At 76.9% G+C, this 18,103-nt stretch carries 14 protein-coding genes, 2 tRNA genes and 3 pseudogenes; 13 read left to right on the forward strand and 6 right to left on the reverse strand.

What is annotated here, in order from left to right:
* Window positions 1-180 (forward strand): annotated as a pseudogene (locus Q7T67_RS14305) (hypothetical protein); the annotation flags it as partial.
* On the opposite strand, the gene cobT reads toward Q7T67_RS14305, so the two are convergent.
* Window positions 138-2,180 (reverse strand): nicotinate-nucleotide--dimethylbenzimidazole phosphoribosyltransferase, encoded by a 2,043-nt coding sequence (gene cobT / locus Q7T67_RS14310; RefSeq protein ID WP_304790861.1) that lies wholly within the window; start codon window positions 2,178-2,180, stop codon window positions 138-140. The pseudogene Q7T67_RS14305 and the gene cobT sit on opposite strands and share 43 nt — an antisense overlap.
* A gap of 98 nt (window positions 2,181-2,278) precedes the next feature.
* Between cobT and Q7T67_RS14315 the strand changes: the two genes are divergently transcribed.
* The 4 genes and pseudogenes from Q7T67_RS14315 to Q7T67_RS14330 all read left to right on the forward strand — a co-directional run.
* Window positions 2,279-3,028: an adenosylcobinamide-GDP ribazoletransferase gene (locus Q7T67_RS14315; protein ID WP_304790864.1), complete on the forward strand. Its 750-nt coding sequence runs from the start codon at window positions 2,279-2,281 to the stop codon at window positions 3,026-3,028.
* Between the two features lie 382 nt (window positions 3,029-3,410).
* A tRNA-Ser gene (locus Q7T67_RS14320) sits at window positions 3,411-3,500 on the forward strand.
* Window positions 3,501-3,683: 183 nt separating this feature from the next.
* On the forward strand, window positions 3,684-4,022 hold the full coding sequence (locus tag Q7T67_RS14325; protein ID WP_304790867.1) for a hypothetical protein: 339 nt from the start codon (window positions 3,684-3,686) through the stop codon (window positions 4,020-4,022).
* Between the two features lie 550 nt (window positions 4,023-4,572).
* Window positions 4,573-6,162, forward strand: a pseudogene (locus Q7T67_RS14330) (acyl-CoA carboxylase subunit beta); the annotation flags it as partial.
* A 30-nt stretch (window positions 6,163-6,192) separates the two neighbouring features.
* Here the strand turns inward: Q7T67_RS14330 and Q7T67_RS14335 are convergent.
* The gene (locus tag Q7T67_RS14335) at window positions 6,193-6,543 is read right to left on the reverse strand and encodes a hypothetical protein (RefSeq protein ID WP_304790872.1); all 351 of its coding nucleotides are present in this window, start codon (window positions 6,541-6,543) and stop codon (window positions 6,193-6,195) included.
* A 498-nt stretch (window positions 6,544-7,041) separates the two neighbouring features.
* Here Q7T67_RS14335 and Q7T67_RS14340 point away from each other — a divergent pair, with 498 nt between their 5' ends.
* Window positions 7,042-7,710, forward strand: a complete 669-nt coding sequence (locus tag Q7T67_RS14340; RefSeq protein WP_304790875.1) for a cyclopropane-fatty-acyl-phospholipid synthase family protein — start codon at window positions 7,042-7,044, stop codon at window positions 7,708-7,710.
* Between the two features lie 102 nt (window positions 7,711-7,812).
* On the opposite strand, the gene Q7T67_RS14345 is transcribed toward Q7T67_RS14340, so the two are convergent.
* The gene (locus tag Q7T67_RS14345; protein WP_304790878.1) at window positions 7,813-9,468 is read right to left on the reverse strand and encodes an MFS transporter; all 1,656 of its coding nucleotides are present in this window, start codon (window positions 9,466-9,468) and stop codon (window positions 7,813-7,815) included.
* Between the two features lie 214 nt (window positions 9,469-9,682).
* On the opposite strand from Q7T67_RS14345, the gene Q7T67_RS14350 reads away from it, so the two are divergent.
* On the forward strand, window positions 9,683-10,294 hold the full coding sequence (locus tag Q7T67_RS14350) for a TetR/AcrR family transcriptional regulator (RefSeq protein ID WP_304790880.1): 612 nt from the start codon (window positions 9,683-9,685) through the stop codon (window positions 10,292-10,294).
* Between the two features lie 4 nt (window positions 10,295-10,298).
* Here the strand turns inward: Q7T67_RS14350 and Q7T67_RS21235 are convergent.
* Window positions 10,299-10,839, reverse strand: a pseudogene (locus Q7T67_RS21235) (N-acetyltransferase family protein).
* 75 nt (window positions 10,840-10,914) lie between these two features.
* Here Q7T67_RS21235 and Q7T67_RS14355 point away from each other — a divergent pair.
* Complete coding sequence (locus Q7T67_RS14355) at window positions 10,915-11,841, forward strand: hypothetical protein (RefSeq protein WP_304790883.1); 927 nt, start codon at window positions 10,915-10,917, stop codon at window positions 11,839-11,841.
* Window positions 11,842-11,884: 43 nt separating this feature from the next.
* Here Q7T67_RS14355 and Q7T67_RS14360 read toward each other — a convergent pair whose 3' ends face one another.
* Together Q7T67_RS14360 and Q7T67_RS14365 are read right to left on the reverse strand one after the other, a co-directional pair.
* Complete coding sequence (locus Q7T67_RS14360; RefSeq protein ID WP_304790886.1) at window positions 11,885-13,669, reverse strand: glycosyltransferase family 39 protein; 1,785 nt, start codon at window positions 13,667-13,669, stop codon at window positions 11,885-11,887.
* 1 nt (window position 13,670) lies between these two features.
* Complete coding sequence (locus Q7T67_RS14365; protein WP_304790889.1) at window positions 13,671-14,345, reverse strand: metal-dependent transcriptional regulator; 675 nt, start codon at window positions 14,343-14,345, stop codon at window positions 13,671-13,673.
* A gap of 97 nt (window positions 14,346-14,442) precedes the next feature.
* Between Q7T67_RS14365 and Q7T67_RS14370 the strand changes: the two genes are divergently transcribed.
* From Q7T67_RS14370 to Q7T67_RS14390, 5 genes are all read left to right on the forward strand, one after another.
* Window positions 14,443-14,880 (forward strand): organic hydroperoxide resistance protein, encoded by a 438-nt coding sequence (locus Q7T67_RS14370; protein WP_304790892.1) that lies wholly within the window; start codon window positions 14,443-14,445, stop codon window positions 14,878-14,880.
* Window positions 14,881-14,921: 41 nt separating this feature from the next.
* A complete protein-coding gene (locus Q7T67_RS14375; RefSeq protein ID WP_304790895.1) occupies window positions 14,922-16,163 on the forward strand; it encodes an aminopeptidase in 1,242 nt (413 codons plus the stop codon).
* A gap of 64 nt (window positions 16,164-16,227) precedes the next feature.
* Window positions 16,228-16,314: transfer RNA gene (locus Q7T67_RS14380), tRNA-Ser, on the forward strand.
* Between the two features lie 191 nt (window positions 16,315-16,505).
* Window positions 16,506-17,222 (forward strand): histidine phosphatase family protein, encoded by a 717-nt coding sequence (locus tag Q7T67_RS14385; RefSeq protein WP_304790898.1) that lies wholly within the window; start codon window positions 16,506-16,508, stop codon window positions 17,220-17,222.
* Window positions 17,219-18,103: CobD/CbiB family cobalamin biosynthesis protein (locus Q7T67_RS14390; protein ID WP_304790901.1), on the forward strand; the 885-nt coding region annotated here is incomplete at its 3' end. The genes Q7T67_RS14385 and Q7T67_RS14390, both read left to right, overlap by 4 nt.

Consider the following 18,103-nt stretch of genomic DNA (forward strand, 5'->3'; position numbering starts at 1 on the left):
CCCACCGGGCCCGGGGCCCCCGTCCAGGGCCCGCCCGCCCGGCCGGCGGGCGACGCCCCGGGGTCCTCGACCCCCACGCCACAGGGCCCCGGGTCGGCCGTGCCCGGCGGCGGCAAGGTCCGCCCGGGCGCGACCGGCTACTCGCCGCTGGGCTCGCGGGACCGCGACGAGGGCCGCTGAGCGGCCGGACCGTCGACGCCGGCCTCGGCGAAGGTCTCCATGTCGCGGTGCAGGCGCCCGGCCTGCTCCAGGAGCGGCAGGGCCAGCGCCGCGCCCGAGGCCTCCCCCAGGCGCAGCCGCAGGTCGAGCAGCGGCTCGAGGCCGAGCTGTGCGAGCACCGCGCCGTGCGCCGGCTCCGCCGAGCGGTGACCGGCGACCAGGGCCTCCCGGGCCGTCGGCGCCAGGCGGACGGCGACCAGCGCGCAGACGCCGACCGCGAAGCCGTCGAGGACGACCGGGACCCGACGGCGGGCGGCCTCGAGGATCGCGCCGACCACGCCGGCCAGCTCGAGGCCTCCGAGCTCCCGCAGCGCCCGCAGCGGCGTCGTCGGTCGTCCGGCACGGTCGAGCGCCTCGCGCACGACGGTCCGCTTGCGCTCCAGGCCGGCGGCGTCGGCCCCGGCCCCGCGGCCGACGGCCAGTTCGGGCGTCAGCCCCGTGAGCGCGCAGGCCAGCGCGGCGGCCGACGTCGTGTTGCCGATGCCGATCTCGCCCGGGAGCAGGCAGCGGGCCCCGCGGTCCAGCAGCTCGCCCGCCAGCGTCGCGCCGGTGACGATCGCCGCCGTGAGCTCCTCGGCCGTCATCGCCGGGCCGGCACCGAGGTCGGCCGTCCCGCCGTCGCGGACGCGGGCGGGCCGCACCCCCGGCGGCGTCGGCCCGCGCAGCCCGAGGTCGGCGACCACGAGCCGACCGGCGTGGTGGCGCGACAGCACGCCGATCGCGGTGCCGCCCCGGGCGGCCGCCTCGGCGATCTGCCCCGACACGTGGGAGCCGTAGAGCGAGGTGCCCCGACCGAGGTGCCCGTGGTCGGCGGCGAGGACGAGGATCGCGGGCCGCAGCGGGCTCGGCGGGACGTCGCCGCTGAACGCCGCCCAGCGCTCGACGACGTGCTCGAGGGCTCCCAGGCTGCCGGGTGGCTTGACGAGCCGGTCGGCGCGGTCGCGGACGGCGGCGGCGACGCGCTCGTCGGGGACGGCGACCCCCGCCACGAGGGCGGCGACCGCGGCGGGGACCGGGTCCTCGCCGGCGTCGGTGCGGCGCGCGGGGTGCCGGTCGTCCGTCGGGACGACGCCGTGCGGGCCGGGCTCGTCGGCCACCGCCGGCGCCTCCGCGGTGGGTGCGGCGGTCGGCGAGGGCGCCCCGTCGGGCGCCCCGTGGCCACCCGCGGTCGGACCGCCGAGCGTCTCGGCCCCGCTCACGGGGATCGCCCCGCCGAGCGGCAGCAGGTCCTCGGCGGGCCAGCGGTCCTCGACGACGACCGCCGAGAGCGGGGCCCGCGCCGCCCAGCCGGCGGCCTCGAGGCCCGGACGGACGGGCCGCTCGTCGGGCCAGCCGACGCAGAGCCAGGCGAGCGGGTCGACGCGGTCGGGGATGCCGAGCAGTCCGCGCAGGTCCTCGCGGCGGTAGAAGCTGACCCAGCCGACGCCGAGGCCCTCGGCGCGGGCCGCCAGCCAGAGGTTCTGGATCGCACACGCCGTGGAGTGGACGTCGGTCTCGGGGATCGTCCCGCGGCCGAGGACCTCGACGCCGGGATCACCGGGGTCGCAGCAGACGACGACGCCGAGCGGCGCGTCGACGATGCCCTCGATCTTCTGGTCGAGGAAGTGCCGGGCCCGGTCCGAGAACCGCTCGGCCTGCCGCATCCGCTCGCGCTGGGCCAGGCCGCGCATCGCCACGCGGGTCTCGTCGTCGCGGACGAGGACGAAGCGCCACGGCTGCATCAGCCCGACGGACGGTCCGCGGTGCGCGGCGGTCAGGACGCGCTCGAGCACGTCGGCGGGGACGGGGTCCGGCCGGAAGCGGCGGATGTCACGCCGCGCGCCGATGATCTCCTGCAGCGCGTCCCGGGCGGCATCGGGGAACCGCCAGCCGGCGGGGTCGTCCGCGCGCTCCGCCGCCCGCGAGCGGTCGAACCCCTCCGGGGTCGCGGGGCGGACGTACCCCTGGGGTCCCTCGGTCATGGGGACAGCTTGGCGGACCCGGGGCCTCGGTGGCCGGGCGACGGCCCGTGACGTGCCGGGTCGCGCGGCTCGCACCGGCCCGACTAGCCTCCCCCGCCATGTCCGCGCTCGACGGCCCACGCCACGCGGTCGGGTTCCTGACCCGGATCCCGGTGCCGTTCGGCCCGGACGAGGCACCGCGCCTGACCGCCGCCGCCCCGTGGTTCCCGGTCGTCGGGGCCGGGGTGGGCGCGCTCGGCGGCGGGATCCTCGCCCTGGTGGCGCTGGTCCCGGGGGCCGAGGCCGCCGGGGTCGCCGCGGCCCTGGGGCTGGCGACCACGGTCGCGGTGACCGGGGCGCTGCACGAGGACGGCCTGGCCGACACCGCCGACGGGCTCGGGGTCCTCGGCGACCGGGCCCGCCGCCTGGAGGTCATGCGCGATTCGCGGATCGGGACCTTCGGGGCGCTGGCGCTGCTCCTCTGGCTGCTCGTCGCCTGGAGCGCCGTGCGGCCGCTCGACACGGGCGACGCCGTCCTCGCCCTGGTCGCCGCGGGGGCGCTGTCGCGCTGGTCGATCCTCGTGCACGCGCTGCTCGGTCGCCCTGCGCGACCGGACGGGGCGATCCACGCGCTGCGGGTGGGGCCGCTCGCCGGGGTCGCCGCCACGGTGGTCGCCGTCGTGGCCGCGGTCCTCGCCCTCGGTTTGGATGGCGGGGCGGTCGCCGTCGGCGTGGCGCTCCTGCTCGGCGCCGGGACGGCCGCCGCCGTGAAGCGGTCGCTCGGCGGCATCACCGGTGACACCTGTGGGGCGACGGCGACGCTCGTCCAGGCCGCGGTGCTCGTGGTGGCGCTGGCCGCCGCGGCCTGAGCGGAATGGCCGGGGTGGGCCGCACCGACGCGGGCTCGTGCCGTGGGGCGGCACGTCGCTGCGTCGGTCCGCGGTCGTCGCCATCCGACGCAGGTTCGTGCCGTGGGGCGGCACGTCGCCGCGTCGGTCCGCGATCGTCCGCATCCGACGCAGGTTCGTCCCGTGGGGCGGCACGTCGCTGCGTCGGTCCGCGGTCGCCGCCATCCGACGCAGGTTCGTGCCGTGGGGCGGCACGTCGCTGCGTCGGTCCGGGCGGTGCGCCCCACCCTGTTCCGTCCTCCGGGTCCCGCCCTGCGGGCCTCCCGGCGGGCCTCCCCGCGCGGGACGTCACCGCCGCAGGAGACGCGATAGCCTGTCGATTCCTCGTTCGCGAGGTCCCGTTGGAGAGGTGCCAGAGCGGTTGAATGGGGCAGTCTCGAAAACTGTTGTAGGGGTACCCCCTCTACCGAGGGTTCGAATCCCTCCCTCTCCGCTCCGCAGTCCCGAACGCCCGGTCCGCCGGGCGTTCGTCGTTCCGGGGGCGGTGCGACGTCGACGGGCGTCGTGACAGGAGACGGGGCGCCCGCGACGCCCGGGCTGCCAAGATCCCCGGCCATGGGCAGCGAGACGCCGCGACGCGGCGAACGGCACCCCGGCCACTCCCACGGGTGGTCCCGTGGCTGAGGCGCCGTACCAGCGCGACTGGCGGCCGATCGGCGACCGGCACGGCCTGCGGATCAGTCACCGGGGTGCGGAGGGATCGACCGGGGACGACCCCGCCTCCGACGGTCCGGCGGTGGTCTTCACCGTCCTGGCCGACGACGGGAGGCTCGTGCTCCGCCACGAGGTGCCGCGGGTCCTGGCCGCCGACTGGGTCGCCGCGCTGATCGGCATCCTCGACGTCCCGGCCGGCCGCCTGCGGTCGCCCGAGGAGTGGGGCGGCCAGGCCGACGAGCTCGCCCGGCTGCGGCGCGACCTGCAGGCGCTCCCGGGAACCGCCGGCCGCAGGACCTGACGGGCCACGTTGGCCACCGTGCGCGCGCAGGAGGCGTCGAGCCCGGCGTCGACGCGGCGGCCCGGCGGGTGACGGGCGACTCACCGGCGACGCCGCCCGTCAGACTGGCGGGGTGAGCGCGCCCCGCGAGGACCGTCCGACCCCCGCCGCCGGACGCGTCGAGACCCGCCCCGGCACCCCCGGTGCCGACGCGCCGCGGGTCGACGTCGTCGGCGAGCGCTCCGACGAGGCCACGGCCGCCGCCGCGGCGGTCGCCGCGTTCGAGACCGGCGTCGACGCGGCCGGGACCACGCACGTCGTGGTGGGGCTCGACGCCGACGGCGCGCTGCGGGCCGAGGTCCGGACGGCCGCGGCCGCGGGCCCCGCGTCCGGGTCGGTCGGCGACGGATCCGGGGCCGCGGGCGAGGCGGCGGGCGCCGCTCTCGAGGCCGCGGGCCAGACGACGGACGACGCATCCGGGGCCGCGGGCTCCGCGTCCGGCCCCGCCGCCCCCGCGTCGTCTCCCCCGCGCCCCGCCGTCCCGCGCGCCCGGCCGCGTCCGGCCCTTCCCGCCGGCACCGACCTCGACCGCGTCCGGGAGGACCTCGCCGAGATCCACGAGCGCCACGCCCGCACGCTCGACGCCGCGCGCCCCGAGGCGGTGGTGCGGCGACGCTCCCGCGGCCAGCGGACGGCCCGGGAGAACCTCGACGACCTCTGCGACGACGGGACGCTCGTCGAGTACGGGGCCCTGACCCTCGCCGCGCAGCGCACCCGCCGGTCGGTCGAGGACCTGATCGCGCGCACACCGGCCGACGGGCTGGTCTGCGGGGTGACCGACGTGAACGGCGACGTCGTCGGGCGGGACCGCGCCGCGGCGGTCGTCCTCTCGTACGACGCCACGGTCCTCGCCGGCACGCAGGGGGTCCACAACCACGACAAGACCGACCGGATGTTCCAGCTCGCCGAGGCGCGCGGGCTGCCCGTCGTGCTCTTCGCGGAGGGTGGCGGCGGTCGGCCCGGCGACGTCGACGTGCCCATGGGCGCCTGGCTCGACGCGCCCACGTTCCACGCGTTCGCCCGGCTGTCGGGCTCGGTGCCGCTCGTCGGCGTCGCATCGGGCCGGTGCTTCGCCGGCAACGCGGCGCTGCTCGGCTGCTGCGACGTCGTGATCGCCACCGCCGACGCGACGATCGGCATGGGCGGTCCGGCGATGATCGAGGGCGGCGGCCTGGGCGTGTACGCGCCGGAGGAGGTCGGCCCGACCGCGATGCACCTGCAGACCGGCGTGGTCGACATCGCCGTCGCCGACGAGGCCGAGGCGGTCGACGTCGCCCGTCGCTGCCTCTCCTACTTCCAGGGGCCGGCCGAGGAGTGGTCCGCTCCGGACGGGCGGATCCTGCGCCACGCGGTGCCCGAGAGCCGCACCCGCGCCTACGACGTGCGCCTCGTGCTCGACGGGCTGGCCGACGTCGGCTCGGTGCTCGAGCTGCGGCCCGGCTTCGCGCAGAGCATGGTCACCGCCCTCGTCCGGATCGAGGGCCGGCCCTACGGGGTGATCGCCAACGACCCGTCCCGGCTCGGCGGTGCGATCGACTCCGACGCCGCCGACAAGGCCGCGAGGTTCCTCGGCCTGTGCGACGCGCACCGCCTGCCCGTCGTCTCGCTCTGCGACACCCCCGGCTTCATGGTCGGCCCGGAGTCGGAGGAGACCGGGGCGGTCCGGCATGTCTCCCGCATGTTCGTCGTCGGCGCGAAGCTCCGGGTCCCGCTGGTCACGATCGTCCTGCGCAAGGGCTACGGCCTCGGGGCGATGGCGATGGCCGGCGGGCACCTGCGCGTCCCGCTGGCGACCGTCGGCTGGCCGACCTCGGAGCTCGGTCCGATGGGCCTCGAGGGCGCCGTCCGCCTGGGTTTCCGCGACGAGCTCCGCGCCGCCGCGGAGGGCGAGGAGCGCGACGCCCTGTTCGCCCGCATGGTCGACGCCGCCTACGCCGCCGGCCGCGGCCTGGAGGCCGCGACCCGCTTCGAGCTCGACGACGTCATCGACCCCGTCGACACCCGCCGCTGGATCGTCGCGACCCTCGGCGACGCGCCGGGCCCGCGGACCGCGGCCGAGCGGCTCGCGGCGCCGACCGGGCGCTGGGTCGATCCCTGGTAGGAGGGCCGGGGCGCGCCGCCTCCCGCCGCCCTACTCCGCCTTCGCCGCCCACCAGATCAGCAGGCCCTGCAGCGGCAGGCGGGCGATCAGCGCCGCGCGGCCGCCGGGGACCGGGTACTTCTCCGGGTGCAGCGCCATGTTGACGTTGGCCGGGAAGACCGCCACGAGGGTGGCGATCGACAGGAGGCGGCCCCAACGGCGGGTCCGCGGGACCATGGTCGCGATCCCGGCGACGCCCTCGACGACGCCCGAGACCTGCACGAGCTCGCGGTGGGCCGGCAGGTAGTCGGGGACCATCGACTGGAACGGCTTCGGGATGGCGAAGTGCGCGATCCCGGCCGAGAGGAAGAACGGCCCGAACAGGCGCTGGATCGGCAGCATGCCCGGGACCCTACCGCCGGTCGGGACGCCCCAGGCCCCCGCCCCGGCGCCCCTCTCCGGACGGGCGGCTGCGGGTCGGCGGCGGGGCGGAACGCCCGGCAGCGGGCCGCGGCCGGGACGGGACGGGACCGGGACGGGACGGGACCGGGACGGGCCGCGGCCGGGACCGGGACGGGCCGCGGCCGGGACGGTGCGGGACTGGACGGGACCGGGACGGGACGGCGCCGGGCGTCACCCGCCATTCGAGCGACGCGGCACCCTGGAGTGGCAGGCGATACACGCCTGGCGTGCGGAATCCGTCACTTGGCGGAACCGGTGACGGCGACTGGCGGATGGCGCACGCCCCGGGCTTAGACGAGCTCCGGTCCTCTAGCGGACGACCGCCCGCCGGCTCCGCACCCACCGGCTTGCCGTCTCGGCACGATCGCTTGCCACGTCGGCGTCGCGGCACCAGGATCGTCCTCCCGGCCGCCGTCGCGGCCCGATCCGGAGATGCGCATGACCACCCCGCCCCGCGCCCACCACGACCACCACCCCGACCCGGCGGACGATCCCCGCGCGTTCTGGGAGTCGCACTACGAGCGGCAGCGCGACCGGTTCCGGGGCAACCCCAACGCCCTGGCGCTCGACCACCTCGAGGACCTGGGGCCCGGCTCGGCGCTCGAGCTCGGCTCGGGGCAGGGGGCGGACGCGATCTGGCTCGCGCGGCGCGGCTGGACGGTGCTCGCGACCGAGCTCTCCGCGACCGTCCTGCGCCTGGCGGACGAGCGGGCCCGGGAGGCCGGCGTCGCCGACCGGATCGAGTGGCGCCGACACGACCTGGCCTCCGGGGTGCCCGACGGGTCCTTCGACCTCGTGCTCTCGAGCTACACGCAGTCCCCGGTCGCGTTCCCCCGCACCGCGGTGCTCCGCGCCGCCGCCGACCGGGTCGCGGCCGGCGGGACGCTGCTGATCGTCGGCCACTCCGGGACCCCGTCCTGGACCACCGAGCGCGACCACGCGGTCGACATGCCCGACGCGGCCACGCTGATCGCCGACCTCGACCTGCCGGAGGCCGGGTGGACCGTCGACCGGAGCGCCGACGTCGAGCGACCGATCACCGACCCGGAGGGCCGGCCGGCGACGCGGCAGGACAGCGTCGTCCGGTTCCGGCGCCGCCCGGTGTGAGGCGCGGGGCGGCGGAGCGCCCCCGGAACGGGCTCCGCCGCGCCACCCGCCGGCCGGGGCCGCCCGCGCCGCCCCACCACGAAGGCGGCCGGCCGACCGTCCCTACGCCCCGGCCACCTCGTCCTCCTCGAGCTCGCGGCCGCGCGAGACGAGGAAGCCCAGGCCCGCGGCGACGACCGCCAGTCCGACGCCGACGTACATCGCGGCGTGCAGGCCGTCGATGAAGACGGTGTACGAGGCGTCCCGGATCGAGGCCGTGAGCGCCGGCGACGGGTTCCCGCCCGCCGCCTGCTGGATGCCGGCCAGGAGCGCCTGCGGGGCCTTCTCCGCGTCGACCGGCGAGACGCCCTGCGAGATCAGCTCGCCCGAGCGGTTGACGATCGCCGCGACCGGACCCGGGACGTCCCGCGACGCGAGCTCGTCGGACAGCGAGCCCGTGACCTTCGCCGCGATGATCGAGCCGAAGACCGCGGTGCCCAGGACGCCGCCGAGCTGCTGCGCGGTGGACTGCAGGCCACCCGCGATGCCGCCGCGCTCGACCGGCACGTTGCCGAGGATCGCCTGCGTCGTCGACACGATGACCAGGCCGAACGACAGGCCGATGATCAGGAAGAACGGCCACTGGCCGTTGTAGCTCGTGTCGACCTGCAGCCGCGAGAGGCCGAGGAACGCGACGACGAGCATCAGCATGCCGAGGATCAGCGGCGGTCGCGGCCCGAACTTCTCCGTCATCCAGCCGCCCAGCGGCGCGGAGACGACGAACATCGCGGTCAGCGGGAGCATCCGCACGCCGGTCTGGACAGGGCTGTAGCCGTGCGTGTTCTGCAGGTACAGACCGATGAAGAACAGCACCCCGAAGAGGGCGAAGAAGCCGACGACGACGAGCAGCGTGCCTGCCCAGACCGACCGGTTCTGGAAGATGTCCAGCGGCAGCAGCGGGTCGGCGGCACGCTTCTCCCGCAGGACGAACAGCACCAGGACCGCCAGGCCGGCGAGGGCGAAGAGGATCACGTAGAGCGAGCCCCAGCCCTTGTCCTGCGCCTTGATCAGCGCCCAGACGACGAGGAACAGGCCGCCGGAGAGCAGCGCGACGCCGGGGACGTCGAACGAGCCGACGTGCTCCTCGTCCTTGGACTCCTTCACCCAGGCGAGCGCGACGACCGCCGCGAGCAGGCCGAGCGGCAGGTTCAGCAGGAAGATCGACTCCCAGGAAACGTGCTCGACGAGCAGGCCGCCGATGATCGGGCCGGACGCGACGGCCAGCGCCGAGGAGCCGCCCCAGATGCCGACCGCCCGGTTGAGCTCGGCGGGCGGGAACGCCGAGCGGATCAGCGCGAGGGTGTTGGGCATCAGCAGCGCGCCCGCGACGCCCTGCAGGACGCGGAAGGCGATCAGCGTGCCGATGTTCGGCGACAGCGCGCAGCCCAGCGACGTCAGCGCGAAGCCCGCGATGCCGATGATGAAGACCTTCTTGCGGCCGTACCGGTCGCCGAGCTTGCCGCCCAGGATCAGCAGCACCGCCAGGGCGAGCAGGTAGCCGTTGGTGACCCACTGCAGACCCGACAGCGACGCGTCGAGGTCGGCCGCGATCGTCGGGTTGGCGACGCCGACGACGGTGCCGTCGAGGCCGACCATCATCACGCCGAGGGCGACGGCGACGAGGGTCAGCCACGGATTGCCCTGGGCCTGCTCGCGCCGGCTGCGGCTCGTGCCGGACGGCGTCGCGCCGGCTGGGGTGGTCGTGGAGGATGCGGACATGACGGACTCGCGGGACGAGAGGGACGGGCGGGGCGACGGCCGGCTGGCCGGGCGCGCCGGAAAACGGTACAAGACTGTTCCGGTTCGCCCTGTGCCCACGCACACGCCGCCACAGTCCCGTTCGTGATCGACGCCACACGACCCCGTCCGCCCCGCCGACGTCGCGGCCCGTCCGCCCGCCGAGGCCCGGCGTGAGGCGCCCGGGATCGCCCGCGTGACCGGCGACGCCGACCCGGCACCGCTGCGCGCCGACGCCCGGCGCAACCGCGACGCGGTCCTCGCCGCGGCGGTCCGCGTCCTCTCGGAGCGGCCGGACGCGAGCATGCGCGAGGTCGCCGAGGCCTCCGGGGTCGGCAGGACCACCGTCTACCGGCACTTCCCGGCCCGGGAGGACCTCGTCCGGGCGCTCTTCGGCCGGGTCTTCGAGGACGCACGGGAGATCGCCGAGCGCCTCGTGGCGGAGGGCCGGACCGCGTGGGCGACGGGCGACGGGGACGGGCTCGAGGTCGTCGTCTCGCTGACCGTCGCGTTCGCGGAGCTCGGCGAGCGGTACCGGTTCCTCGGGGTCCACCGCGAGCTGGAGCAGGAGCAGCTCGGTGCGCTGGCCGCCGAGCACGGGTCGGAGCCGCTGGCGTCGTACCTCGCCGATGCACAGGGGCGCGGCGAGCTGCGCGACGACCTGAGCGTGACGTGGATGATGGACGTCGTCCACGGCCTGACGATGATGGCCGCCCAGCACGTCCGCGACGGCTCGGCCACCGTCGAGGAGCTGCGGCCGATGCTCGCCGCGACGGTGCGGGGCGCGCTGGGCCCCGTCGGCGGCTGACGGCTCAGCGCGGCTCGGCCGGCGGATCCTCGCCCGCGAAGGACTCGCGCTGCAGCCACTGGACGTCGTGCCACGCTCCGTGCTTCCAGCCCACCGGCGGTAGAGCCCGGCCGGCGCGAAGCCCATCGCCGCGTGCAACCCGGCGCTCGCGTCGTTGGGGAGGGTCATGCCCGCGAGGACGGTGCGGAAGCCGCGCGCCTCGAGCCGGTCCAGGAGCGCGGCGTAGAGGGCGCGGCCCGCCCCGGTGCGTCGCCGGCCGACCTCCAGGTAGACGCTGACCTCAGAGGCCCAGCGGTACGCCGGGCGGGACGCGAACGGGCCGGCGTAGGCGTAGCCCAGGACGCGACCCTCGTCGTCCAGGGCGAGCAGCCAGGCGTGGGTGGCCAGGGCCGACCGGATCCTCGCCGCCATCTCCTCCGTCGTCGGGGGCGTCGCCTCGAACGTGATCGCGGTGTCGAGGACGTACGGCGCGTAGACGCGGCGCAGGCGTCGGCGTCGGCGGGCGTCGCGTCGCGCACCCGGACGGGAGGACGGTCGTCGGTCATGGGCAGGATGGTAGGCCCGGCCCTGCCGCTCCTCCGCGGCGCCGACCCGTCGGCGGCGAGCCGTAGGATCGCGACGTGTCCCGCCGCGCCGCGCTCCTGGCCGCCTCCTGCACCGCCCTCCTGCTCGCGGGGTGCGGCGACGACGACGGCACCACGACGCGCGGCTCGACCGGCACCACGCCGACGACCACCGGCACCGGCACGACCTCGACGACCCCGGGGACCGGGACCACGACCGGCTCGACCTCGGGCTCCGCCGCCGGCCCACCCGCCGCCTCCCCGGCCCAGGTCGCCGCCCTGCCCGCGGGCCTCGTCCCCGCCGCCCCGGCCGGCGACGCGGACGACGCGCGGCTCGTCGACGAGCTGCGCGCGCGGTTCGGCCGGGCGCCGGCGGCGCTCCGGCGGGCCGGTTCGGCGCGGTTCCGGATCGACCTCACCCTCTCCTCCGGCCCGATCGCGGGGTCCGGGTCCGCCGACTTCCGCACCGGCGCCAGCCGCAACGGCCTCTCGCTGGGGAGCGGCGCCGGGGGCAGCACCATCGACCAGTACAACGACGGCCGCACCTCGTTCACGCGGACGGGCGACGCGCCGTGGACGCGGGAGGTCTCGATCATCCCGAGCGCCCCGGGCAACTCCGTGGGCCTGTTCGCCCGCCAGCTGCGGGTCGGCCGTGCCGGGGCCGAGACGTCGGTCGCCGGCGTGCGCTGCCGCTGGGCCGCCGGGGTCGTGCCGCTGCGCGAGCTGATCGAGGGCGGGGGCGCGGCGGACGCCCCGCAGGTGCAGAGCCTCCTCCGGGTGGCCAAGCAGGACGCGGCCTACCCGATCGGGGCGTGCGTGTCGGCGGAGGGCCTGATCGCCGAGCTGCGCTACGACATCGCGTTCGACCGGGACCTGGGCCTGCCGGGCAGCGCCGGCCGCGAGCGGTTCGGCGGCCGGATCCGGTTCTCGGACTTCGGCGACGCCCCCACCGTGCGTCGCCCCGCCGACCTGCCGGCGGGCTGAGCCGCCCGCCGGCCCGGCAGGGCTCGGGCGGGCGGGCCGCCGCTCAGCCCCAGGGGGCGTTCGGCACGACCGGGTCCGGTGCCGCGCAGCGACCACCGCGCAGGCGGTAGACCGAGACCATCGGCCCCGGCCGCTCGTAGGCGAGCTCGTAGGTCGTCGCCTGGCGGTCGATCTGGTACTTCACCGGCGCCGTCGTCGGGCCGTAGGGCAGGCGCTTGCGGCCGGCGTCCGGCGAGAACGGCGAGACCTGCCAGACGAGGTCCGCCCGGCGGGTCAGCTCGCGGTAGTAGCGCCCGGCCTCGGGGACCAGGCCCGGAGTCCGGCCCGCGCGCCCCGCCTGGTAGCTGCCCGTGACGACCCAGCAGTAGCCGTAGCGCTCGAACTCGTCGATCAGCTCGGGGTAGAGGATCCGCACCCAGGACGAGAACCCGGCCTTGATCCGCAGCTGCGGGTGCTCGCGAGCGTCGCGACGCTGCACCGCCGGGATCGTCTGGTACCGCGACCAGCGGTTCAGCGAGAACCAGTCGCCCCGCCCGTCGAAGGTCGGCATCCACGACCCGGGCGACATCGACTCGATGACCACGCCCGACAGCGGCGCGATGTGGTCCTCCATCCACCCGCGTGCGACGGTGCGCGTGTCGTCGCGCCCGACGACGTGGGCGGAGTGCGCGCTGTGGGCGAAGGACTGGGCACCGAGACCGAGGGCGAGCACGGCCGCGAGTGCGACGCGGACCGTGCGGGGGCGCCGTCGCAGCAGGCCGACGACCTCGCCGACCGCGACCCCCGCCGCGATCGCCAGCACCGGCACGATCGGCAGCAGCCAGCGGGCGAAGAAGCGGTCCTGCGGGCCCATCACCAGCAGGTAGCCGGCGACCAGCGGCAGCAGCACCACGGCGATCCGCCAGCGACGCCAGGCCAGCAGCGCCGCACCGAGGACGGCGGCGACCAGGGGTGCCCAGCCGACCCCCCACCCGGCCGCCCAGGTGTAGAACGCGAACCCGTTCGTCATCGGCTCGCCGACGTAGCGCCCCGACTTCGACCAGTTCGCCTGGTACTCGATGGCCCGCCAGACCTCGTGCGGGTCGATCAGCACGTACGGGTTGGAGACGACGAACGCGACGACGCCGACGGCGCCCATCAGGACGCCGCGCCGGATCGCGTGCGGCCAGCCCGTCTGCGGCGTGCGCAGGACGAGCGCCGCGATCGGCGCGAGCACGACGATGCCGGCGTTGTACTTGAAGCCCGCCGACAGCCCGACCGCGATCCCGGCGAGGACGAGGCCGCGGCGCCGGGCGGGATCGTCCTGCAGGAGCCAGGCCGCACCGAGCAGGCCCAGCGCGACGAAGAGCAGCGTCGGACCGTCGGCCAGGGCCACCCGGGAGTAGGCGACGGGCAGGAACGCGACCGCGAGCAGGCCGGCGGCGACGAGGGCGGCCGTGCGCCCGACGAGCCGGCGGGCCGCGGCGTAGAGGACGGGCACCGCGGCCACCGAGAGCAGCGCGACGACGATCCGGCCCAGCAGGTAGGCCTCCCCGGGGTCGCGGGCCAGCGCCTCGCTCGGCGACATCCCCTGCGGCCGGAACCAGGCCTGGTCGACGATGCCCAGAAGCCCCATCATCCCCGGGGGGTTGACGAGCTCGCGGTAGCCGAGGCGCTGCGAGAAGAAACCCGCGGCGTCCGGGACGAACCGGGCCGACTCGTCGATGTTGTAGACGAGCGGCAGGTTCTGCCCCAGGTTCCAGACCCGCAGCAGCAGGGCCACGGCGACGATCCCGAGGACGGTCAGGAGCTCCCAGCGCGGGAGCTCCGCGAACGGCCGGCGACGCACGTCAGTCCGCGACGCGCATCGCCGCCGCGAGCTCGGGGCCGAGCGCGTGCTCGACGTCCCCCAGCCGGACGGTCAGCGGTCCGCCGAAGGGCTGGCGGTCCACCAGCGTGAGCGGCTGCCCCGGGACGACCCCGCGCTCGGCGAGGTAGCGCAGCATCGCGGGGTCCGCGTCGGAGACCCGGACGAAGCGCGCCGCGTCCCCGACCTCGAGGTCGTGCAGGCTGCGCGTGACCGGCTCGGCCAGCTCGAGCTGGCGGTCCGGGATCGGGTCGCCGTGCGGGTCGAACTCGGGGTGGCCGAGCTTCGCCGCGATCCGCTCGACCAGGTCGTCGGAGACCGCGTGCTCCAGGCGCTCGGCCTCGTCGTGGACCCGGTCCCACGGCACCTCGAGGACCTCGACGAGGAACAGCTCCAGCAGCCGGTGGTTGCGCAGCGTCCGCAGCGCGACCCGCCGGCCCTCGTCCGTCAGCAGCACCCCGCGGTAGGGCTCGTGGGCGAGCAGCCCCAGGTCCGCCAGGCGGCGCAGCATCGCGGAGACCGACCCGGGGGTGATCCCCAGGCGACTGGCCAGCGCCGTGGTCGGCACCGCGCCCTGCAGGCGGGTCTCGAGCGCGAAGACGGCCTTGAGGTAGTCCTCGACGGCGGTCGAGGGAGGCTGCGCCGACGCGGAGGCCATGCGCCGCAGCCTACGGGAGGGGCCCGCCCCGACGAGGTGGGGTTCCCGTCCCGATAGCGTCGTCGCGACCCGCAACATCGACACCGAGGAGCACCCCATGGCCGGCTTCAAGCCCGTCTACGCCGCGAAGGCCACCGTCACCGGAGGCCGGGACGGCTCCGGAAAGACCGACGACGGCCGCCTCGACGTGCAGCTCGACAAGCCCGCCGCGCTCGGCGGCCCGGACGAGAGCACCGGCACCAACCCCGAGCAGCTCTTCGCGGTCGGCTGGGCCGCGTGCTTCGAGGGCGCCGTCGCCGGCGTCGCCGGGGACACCGACGTCTCGGGCGTGTCGATCGACGCGACCGTCGAGATCGGCAAGGCCGCCGGCGGCCTGGGCCTGCAGGCGACGCTCGACGTCACGCTCCCCGGCGTCGACGACGAGACCGCCGTGAAGATCGTGCACGACGCCCACCAGGTGTGCCCGTACTCCCGCGCCACCCGCGGCAACGTCCCGACGACGCTGACCGCCAACGGGCAGCCCGTCGAGGCGTAGCCCCCGCGAGGCGCACTCCCCCGCGCGGTAGCGTCCGTCGGGTGAGCACCGCGACCGACCCGCACGCGCCCGACCCGCTGCAGCCCGACGCCGGGCTGCTCGAGCGCCTGGCGGCGCTCGCGGTGCGGGTCGGCGCCAACGTGCAGCCGGGCCAGGTCGTCGCCGTCGGCGGCCAGGTCGGCGGCCACGAGCCGCTCGTCCGCGCGATCGCCGCCGAGGCGTACCGCGCCGGCGCGTCCTACGTCGACGTCGCCTGGTTCGACCCGCTGATCAAGCGCGCCCGGCTCGAGCACGCCGCCGAGGACACCCTCGACGTCGTGCCGCCGTGGCTCGGCGCCCGGATGACCGCGCTGGGCGAGGCGCGCGCCGCGAACATCTCGCTGGTCGGCCAGGTCCGCCCGGGCGTCTTCGCCGGCATCGACCCCGCCCGCGTCGGCAAGGACCAGCTGCCGTCGCTGCGCGAGACCGCCGGCGTGATCAACCGCCGCGAGCTGAACTGGACCGTCGTCCCCGCGCCGAACGCCGGCTGGGCCGGCCTCGTCTTCCCCGACCTGCCGCGGCACGAGGCGCTGCGCCGGCTCGAGCAGGACATCGCCACCGTGCTGCGCCTGGAGGACGATCCGGTCGCCGCGTGGCAGGCCCGCGCCGCCGAGCTGCGCGCCCACGCCGCGAAGCTCAACGAGCGGTCCTTCGACGCGATCCGCCTCATCGGGCCGGGGACCTACCTGACCGTCGGGCTGCTGCCGTCGTCGCGCTTCATCGCCGCCGGGATGGACACCGTCGGCGGCATCTCCCACCAGGCGAACGTGCCGACGGAGGAGGTCTTCACGACCCCCGACCCGACCCGCGTCGACGGCGTGGTGCGCGCGACGAAGCCGCTGACCCTCGGCGGCACCACCGTCGACGGCATCGAGGTCGAGTTCTCCGGCGGCGAGGTCGTCCGCGCGGACGCGACGACCGGGGTGGAGGTCCTGCGCGGCTGGATCGGCCGGGACGAGGGTGCGCGCCGCCTGGGCGAGCTGGCCCTCGTCGACGGCGACGGCCGCGTCGGACAGACCGGCACCGTGTTCCACGAGACGCTGCTGGACGAGAACGCCGCCAGCCACCTGGCGCTCGGCTCGGCCTACACGATGTGCCTGGCCGACGAGGCCGACCACGCCCGCGCCAACCGCTCGGCGATCCACGTCGACTTCATGGTCGGCTCCCACGACGTCCGGGCGATCGGCCTGGACGCCGCGGGCACCGAGGTCGAGGTGCTCGTCGAGGGCGGCTGGCGGCTCTAGCCGTCGGGCTCCGGAGGGCGGGCGGCAGGATCCGGGGCCCCTTCGGTAGCCTTCCCGGTCCGCTGGAGAGGTGCCAGAGCGGTTGAATGGGCACGACTGGAAATCGTGTAATGGGGAAACTCATTCGGGGGTTCGAATCCCCCTCTCTCCGCCTCGAGCGACGTCGAAGGGCCCGGATCCGCCGCAGGATCCGGGCCCTTCGTCGCTCCGCGGTCCCGGCCTTCCGCCGTCGCGCCCCGCCGGTCCGCGACAGGCGGGGCGTCGTCGTGCCGGGGCCCGGGCACCCGCGGACCGGTGCGGCTGGCATGATCGCCGCGTGCCGACGATCGTCCTGACGTCCCGGTGACCGCCCGCCTGCACCTGCTCCGGCACGGCACGACGGCGGCGGTCCGCGCCGCGTCGTTCCCGCTGGACGAGGGGCTCGACGACCGCGGTCGCGCCGAGGCCCACGCGCTGCGCGCCCACCTGCCCTCCGGCGCGCAGGTCCTGCGCTCCCCCGCCCGGCGCTGCGCCGAGACGGCGGTCGCCCTGGGCCACCCCGACGCGCCCGAGGACGCAGGGCTGCGCGAGGCCGGCTTCGGCGAGTGGGCCGGTCGCTCGCTCGCCGACCTGCACGCCGCCGACCCCGCCCCGGTCGTGGCCTGGATGACCGACCCCGCGTTCGCGCCGCCCGGCGGCGAGTCGCTCGAGACCCTGACCGCCCGTGTCGGCGCCTGGATGACCGAGCACGCCGAGGACGACGAGCCGCTGGTCGCCGTCACCCACGGCGGCGTGGTCCGGGCCGCGATCGCCGTCGCCCTGGGCGCCCCCGCGGGCGCCGCGTGGCGGATCGACGTGACCCCCGGGTCCGTCACCGAGCTGCACGCGCACGACGGGCGCTGGCGCATGGTGCGCGCCAACTGGACCCCGTCGAGGACCGAGATCCGGGCCGCCCGGGGCGAGCTCGCCGCGGACGGCGACGCCGCCGCGGCGGGGCACGGCGAAGCGCCGACGGCGGTCGAGGGCCCCGCGGAGGGCGCCGCCACGCCGGACGCCGGGAGCGACGGGGACACCCGGTGAGCCGACGCGGCCGCCCGGTCGCGATCCGCCGGGCCGACGCCGCCGGGCTGCTGCTCGGCCTGGCCGCCGACCGGGCGTTCGGCGATCCGCGGCGCGGCCATCCCGTCGCGCTCTTCGGGTCGGCGATGCTCGCGCTCGAGGCCCGGATCTGGCGCGACGGGCGGGCAGCCGGTGTCGGCTACGCGCTCGCCGGCGCGGTCCTCGGGGCCGGGCCGACGCTCGTCGTGCACCGCGCCACACGCGACCGACCGCTGCAGCGCACCGCGCTGACCGCGGCCGTGACCTGGGCGGCGCTCGGCGGCCGGTCGCTCGCCGGCGCCGGCCGCGACCTCGGGGCGCTGGTGGCCCGCGGCGACCTCGACGGCGCGCGGGCCCTCGCCCCGACCCTGGTGGGCCGCGACCCGGCGACGCTCGACGGCGCCGGTCTCGCGCGCGCCGGCCTGGAGTCCGTCGCCGAGAACACCTCCGACGCGGTCGTCGCCCCGCTCGTCTGGGGCGCGCTCCTGGGTGCTCCCGGGGTCGCGCTGCACCGGGCGCTGAACACGATGGACGCGATGGTCGGGCACCACTCCGACCGGTACGAGCGCTTCGGCTGGGCCGCGGCCCGCGCCGACGACGTGGCCGGCTGGCCGGCCGCGCGCACCGCCGCCGTCCTCACGAGCGCCGTGGCCGGCACGGTCGGCGGCGACCCGCGGCGGGCGTGGCGGACCTGGATCCGCGACGGGGCCGCCCATCCGAGCCCCAACGCCGGCCGCGTCGAGGCCGCCTTCGCCGGGGCGCTCGGCGTCCGGCTGGGCGGCAGGAACGTCTACGGCGGCCGCGTCGAGGACCGGCCCGTGCTGGGCGACGGTCCCGGCGCCCGCGAGCCGGGCGCCGCGGAC

The sequence above is a fragment of the Patulibacter sp. genome (genome assembly GCF_030655195.1).
Classification (GTDB): Bacteria; Actinomycetota; Thermoleophilia; order Solirubrobacterales; family Solirubrobacteraceae; genus Patulibacter.

Coding starts and splice junctions, on each gene's coding strand:
- Q7T67_RS14335 (WP_304790872.1), bottom strand. CDS start 6,543: ATGCTGCCGATCCAGCGCCTGTTCGGGCCGTTCTTCCTCTCGGCCGGG.
- Q7T67_RS14365 (WP_304790889.1), bottom strand. CDS start 14,345: ATGGCCTCCGCGTCGGCGCAGCCTCCCTCGACCGCCGTCGAGGACTAC.
- Q7T67_RS14345 (WP_304790878.1), bottom strand. CDS start 9,468: ATGTCCGCATCCTCCACGACCACCCCAGCCGGCGCGACGCCGTCCGGC.
- Q7T67_RS14315 (WP_304790864.1), top strand. CDS start 2,279: ATGTCCGCGCTCGACGGCCCACGCCACGCGGTCGGGTTCCTGACCCGG.
- Q7T67_RS14340 (WP_304790875.1), top strand. CDS start 7,042: ATGACCACCCCGCCCCGCGCCCACCACGACCACCACCCCGACCCGGCG.
- Q7T67_RS14370 (WP_304790892.1), top strand. CDS start 14,443: ATGGCCGGCTTCAAGCCCGTCTACGCCGCGAAGGCCACCGTCACCGGA.
- cobT (WP_304790861.1), bottom strand. CDS start 2,180: ATGACCGAGGGACCCCAGGGGTACGTCCGCCCCGCGACCCCGGAGGGG.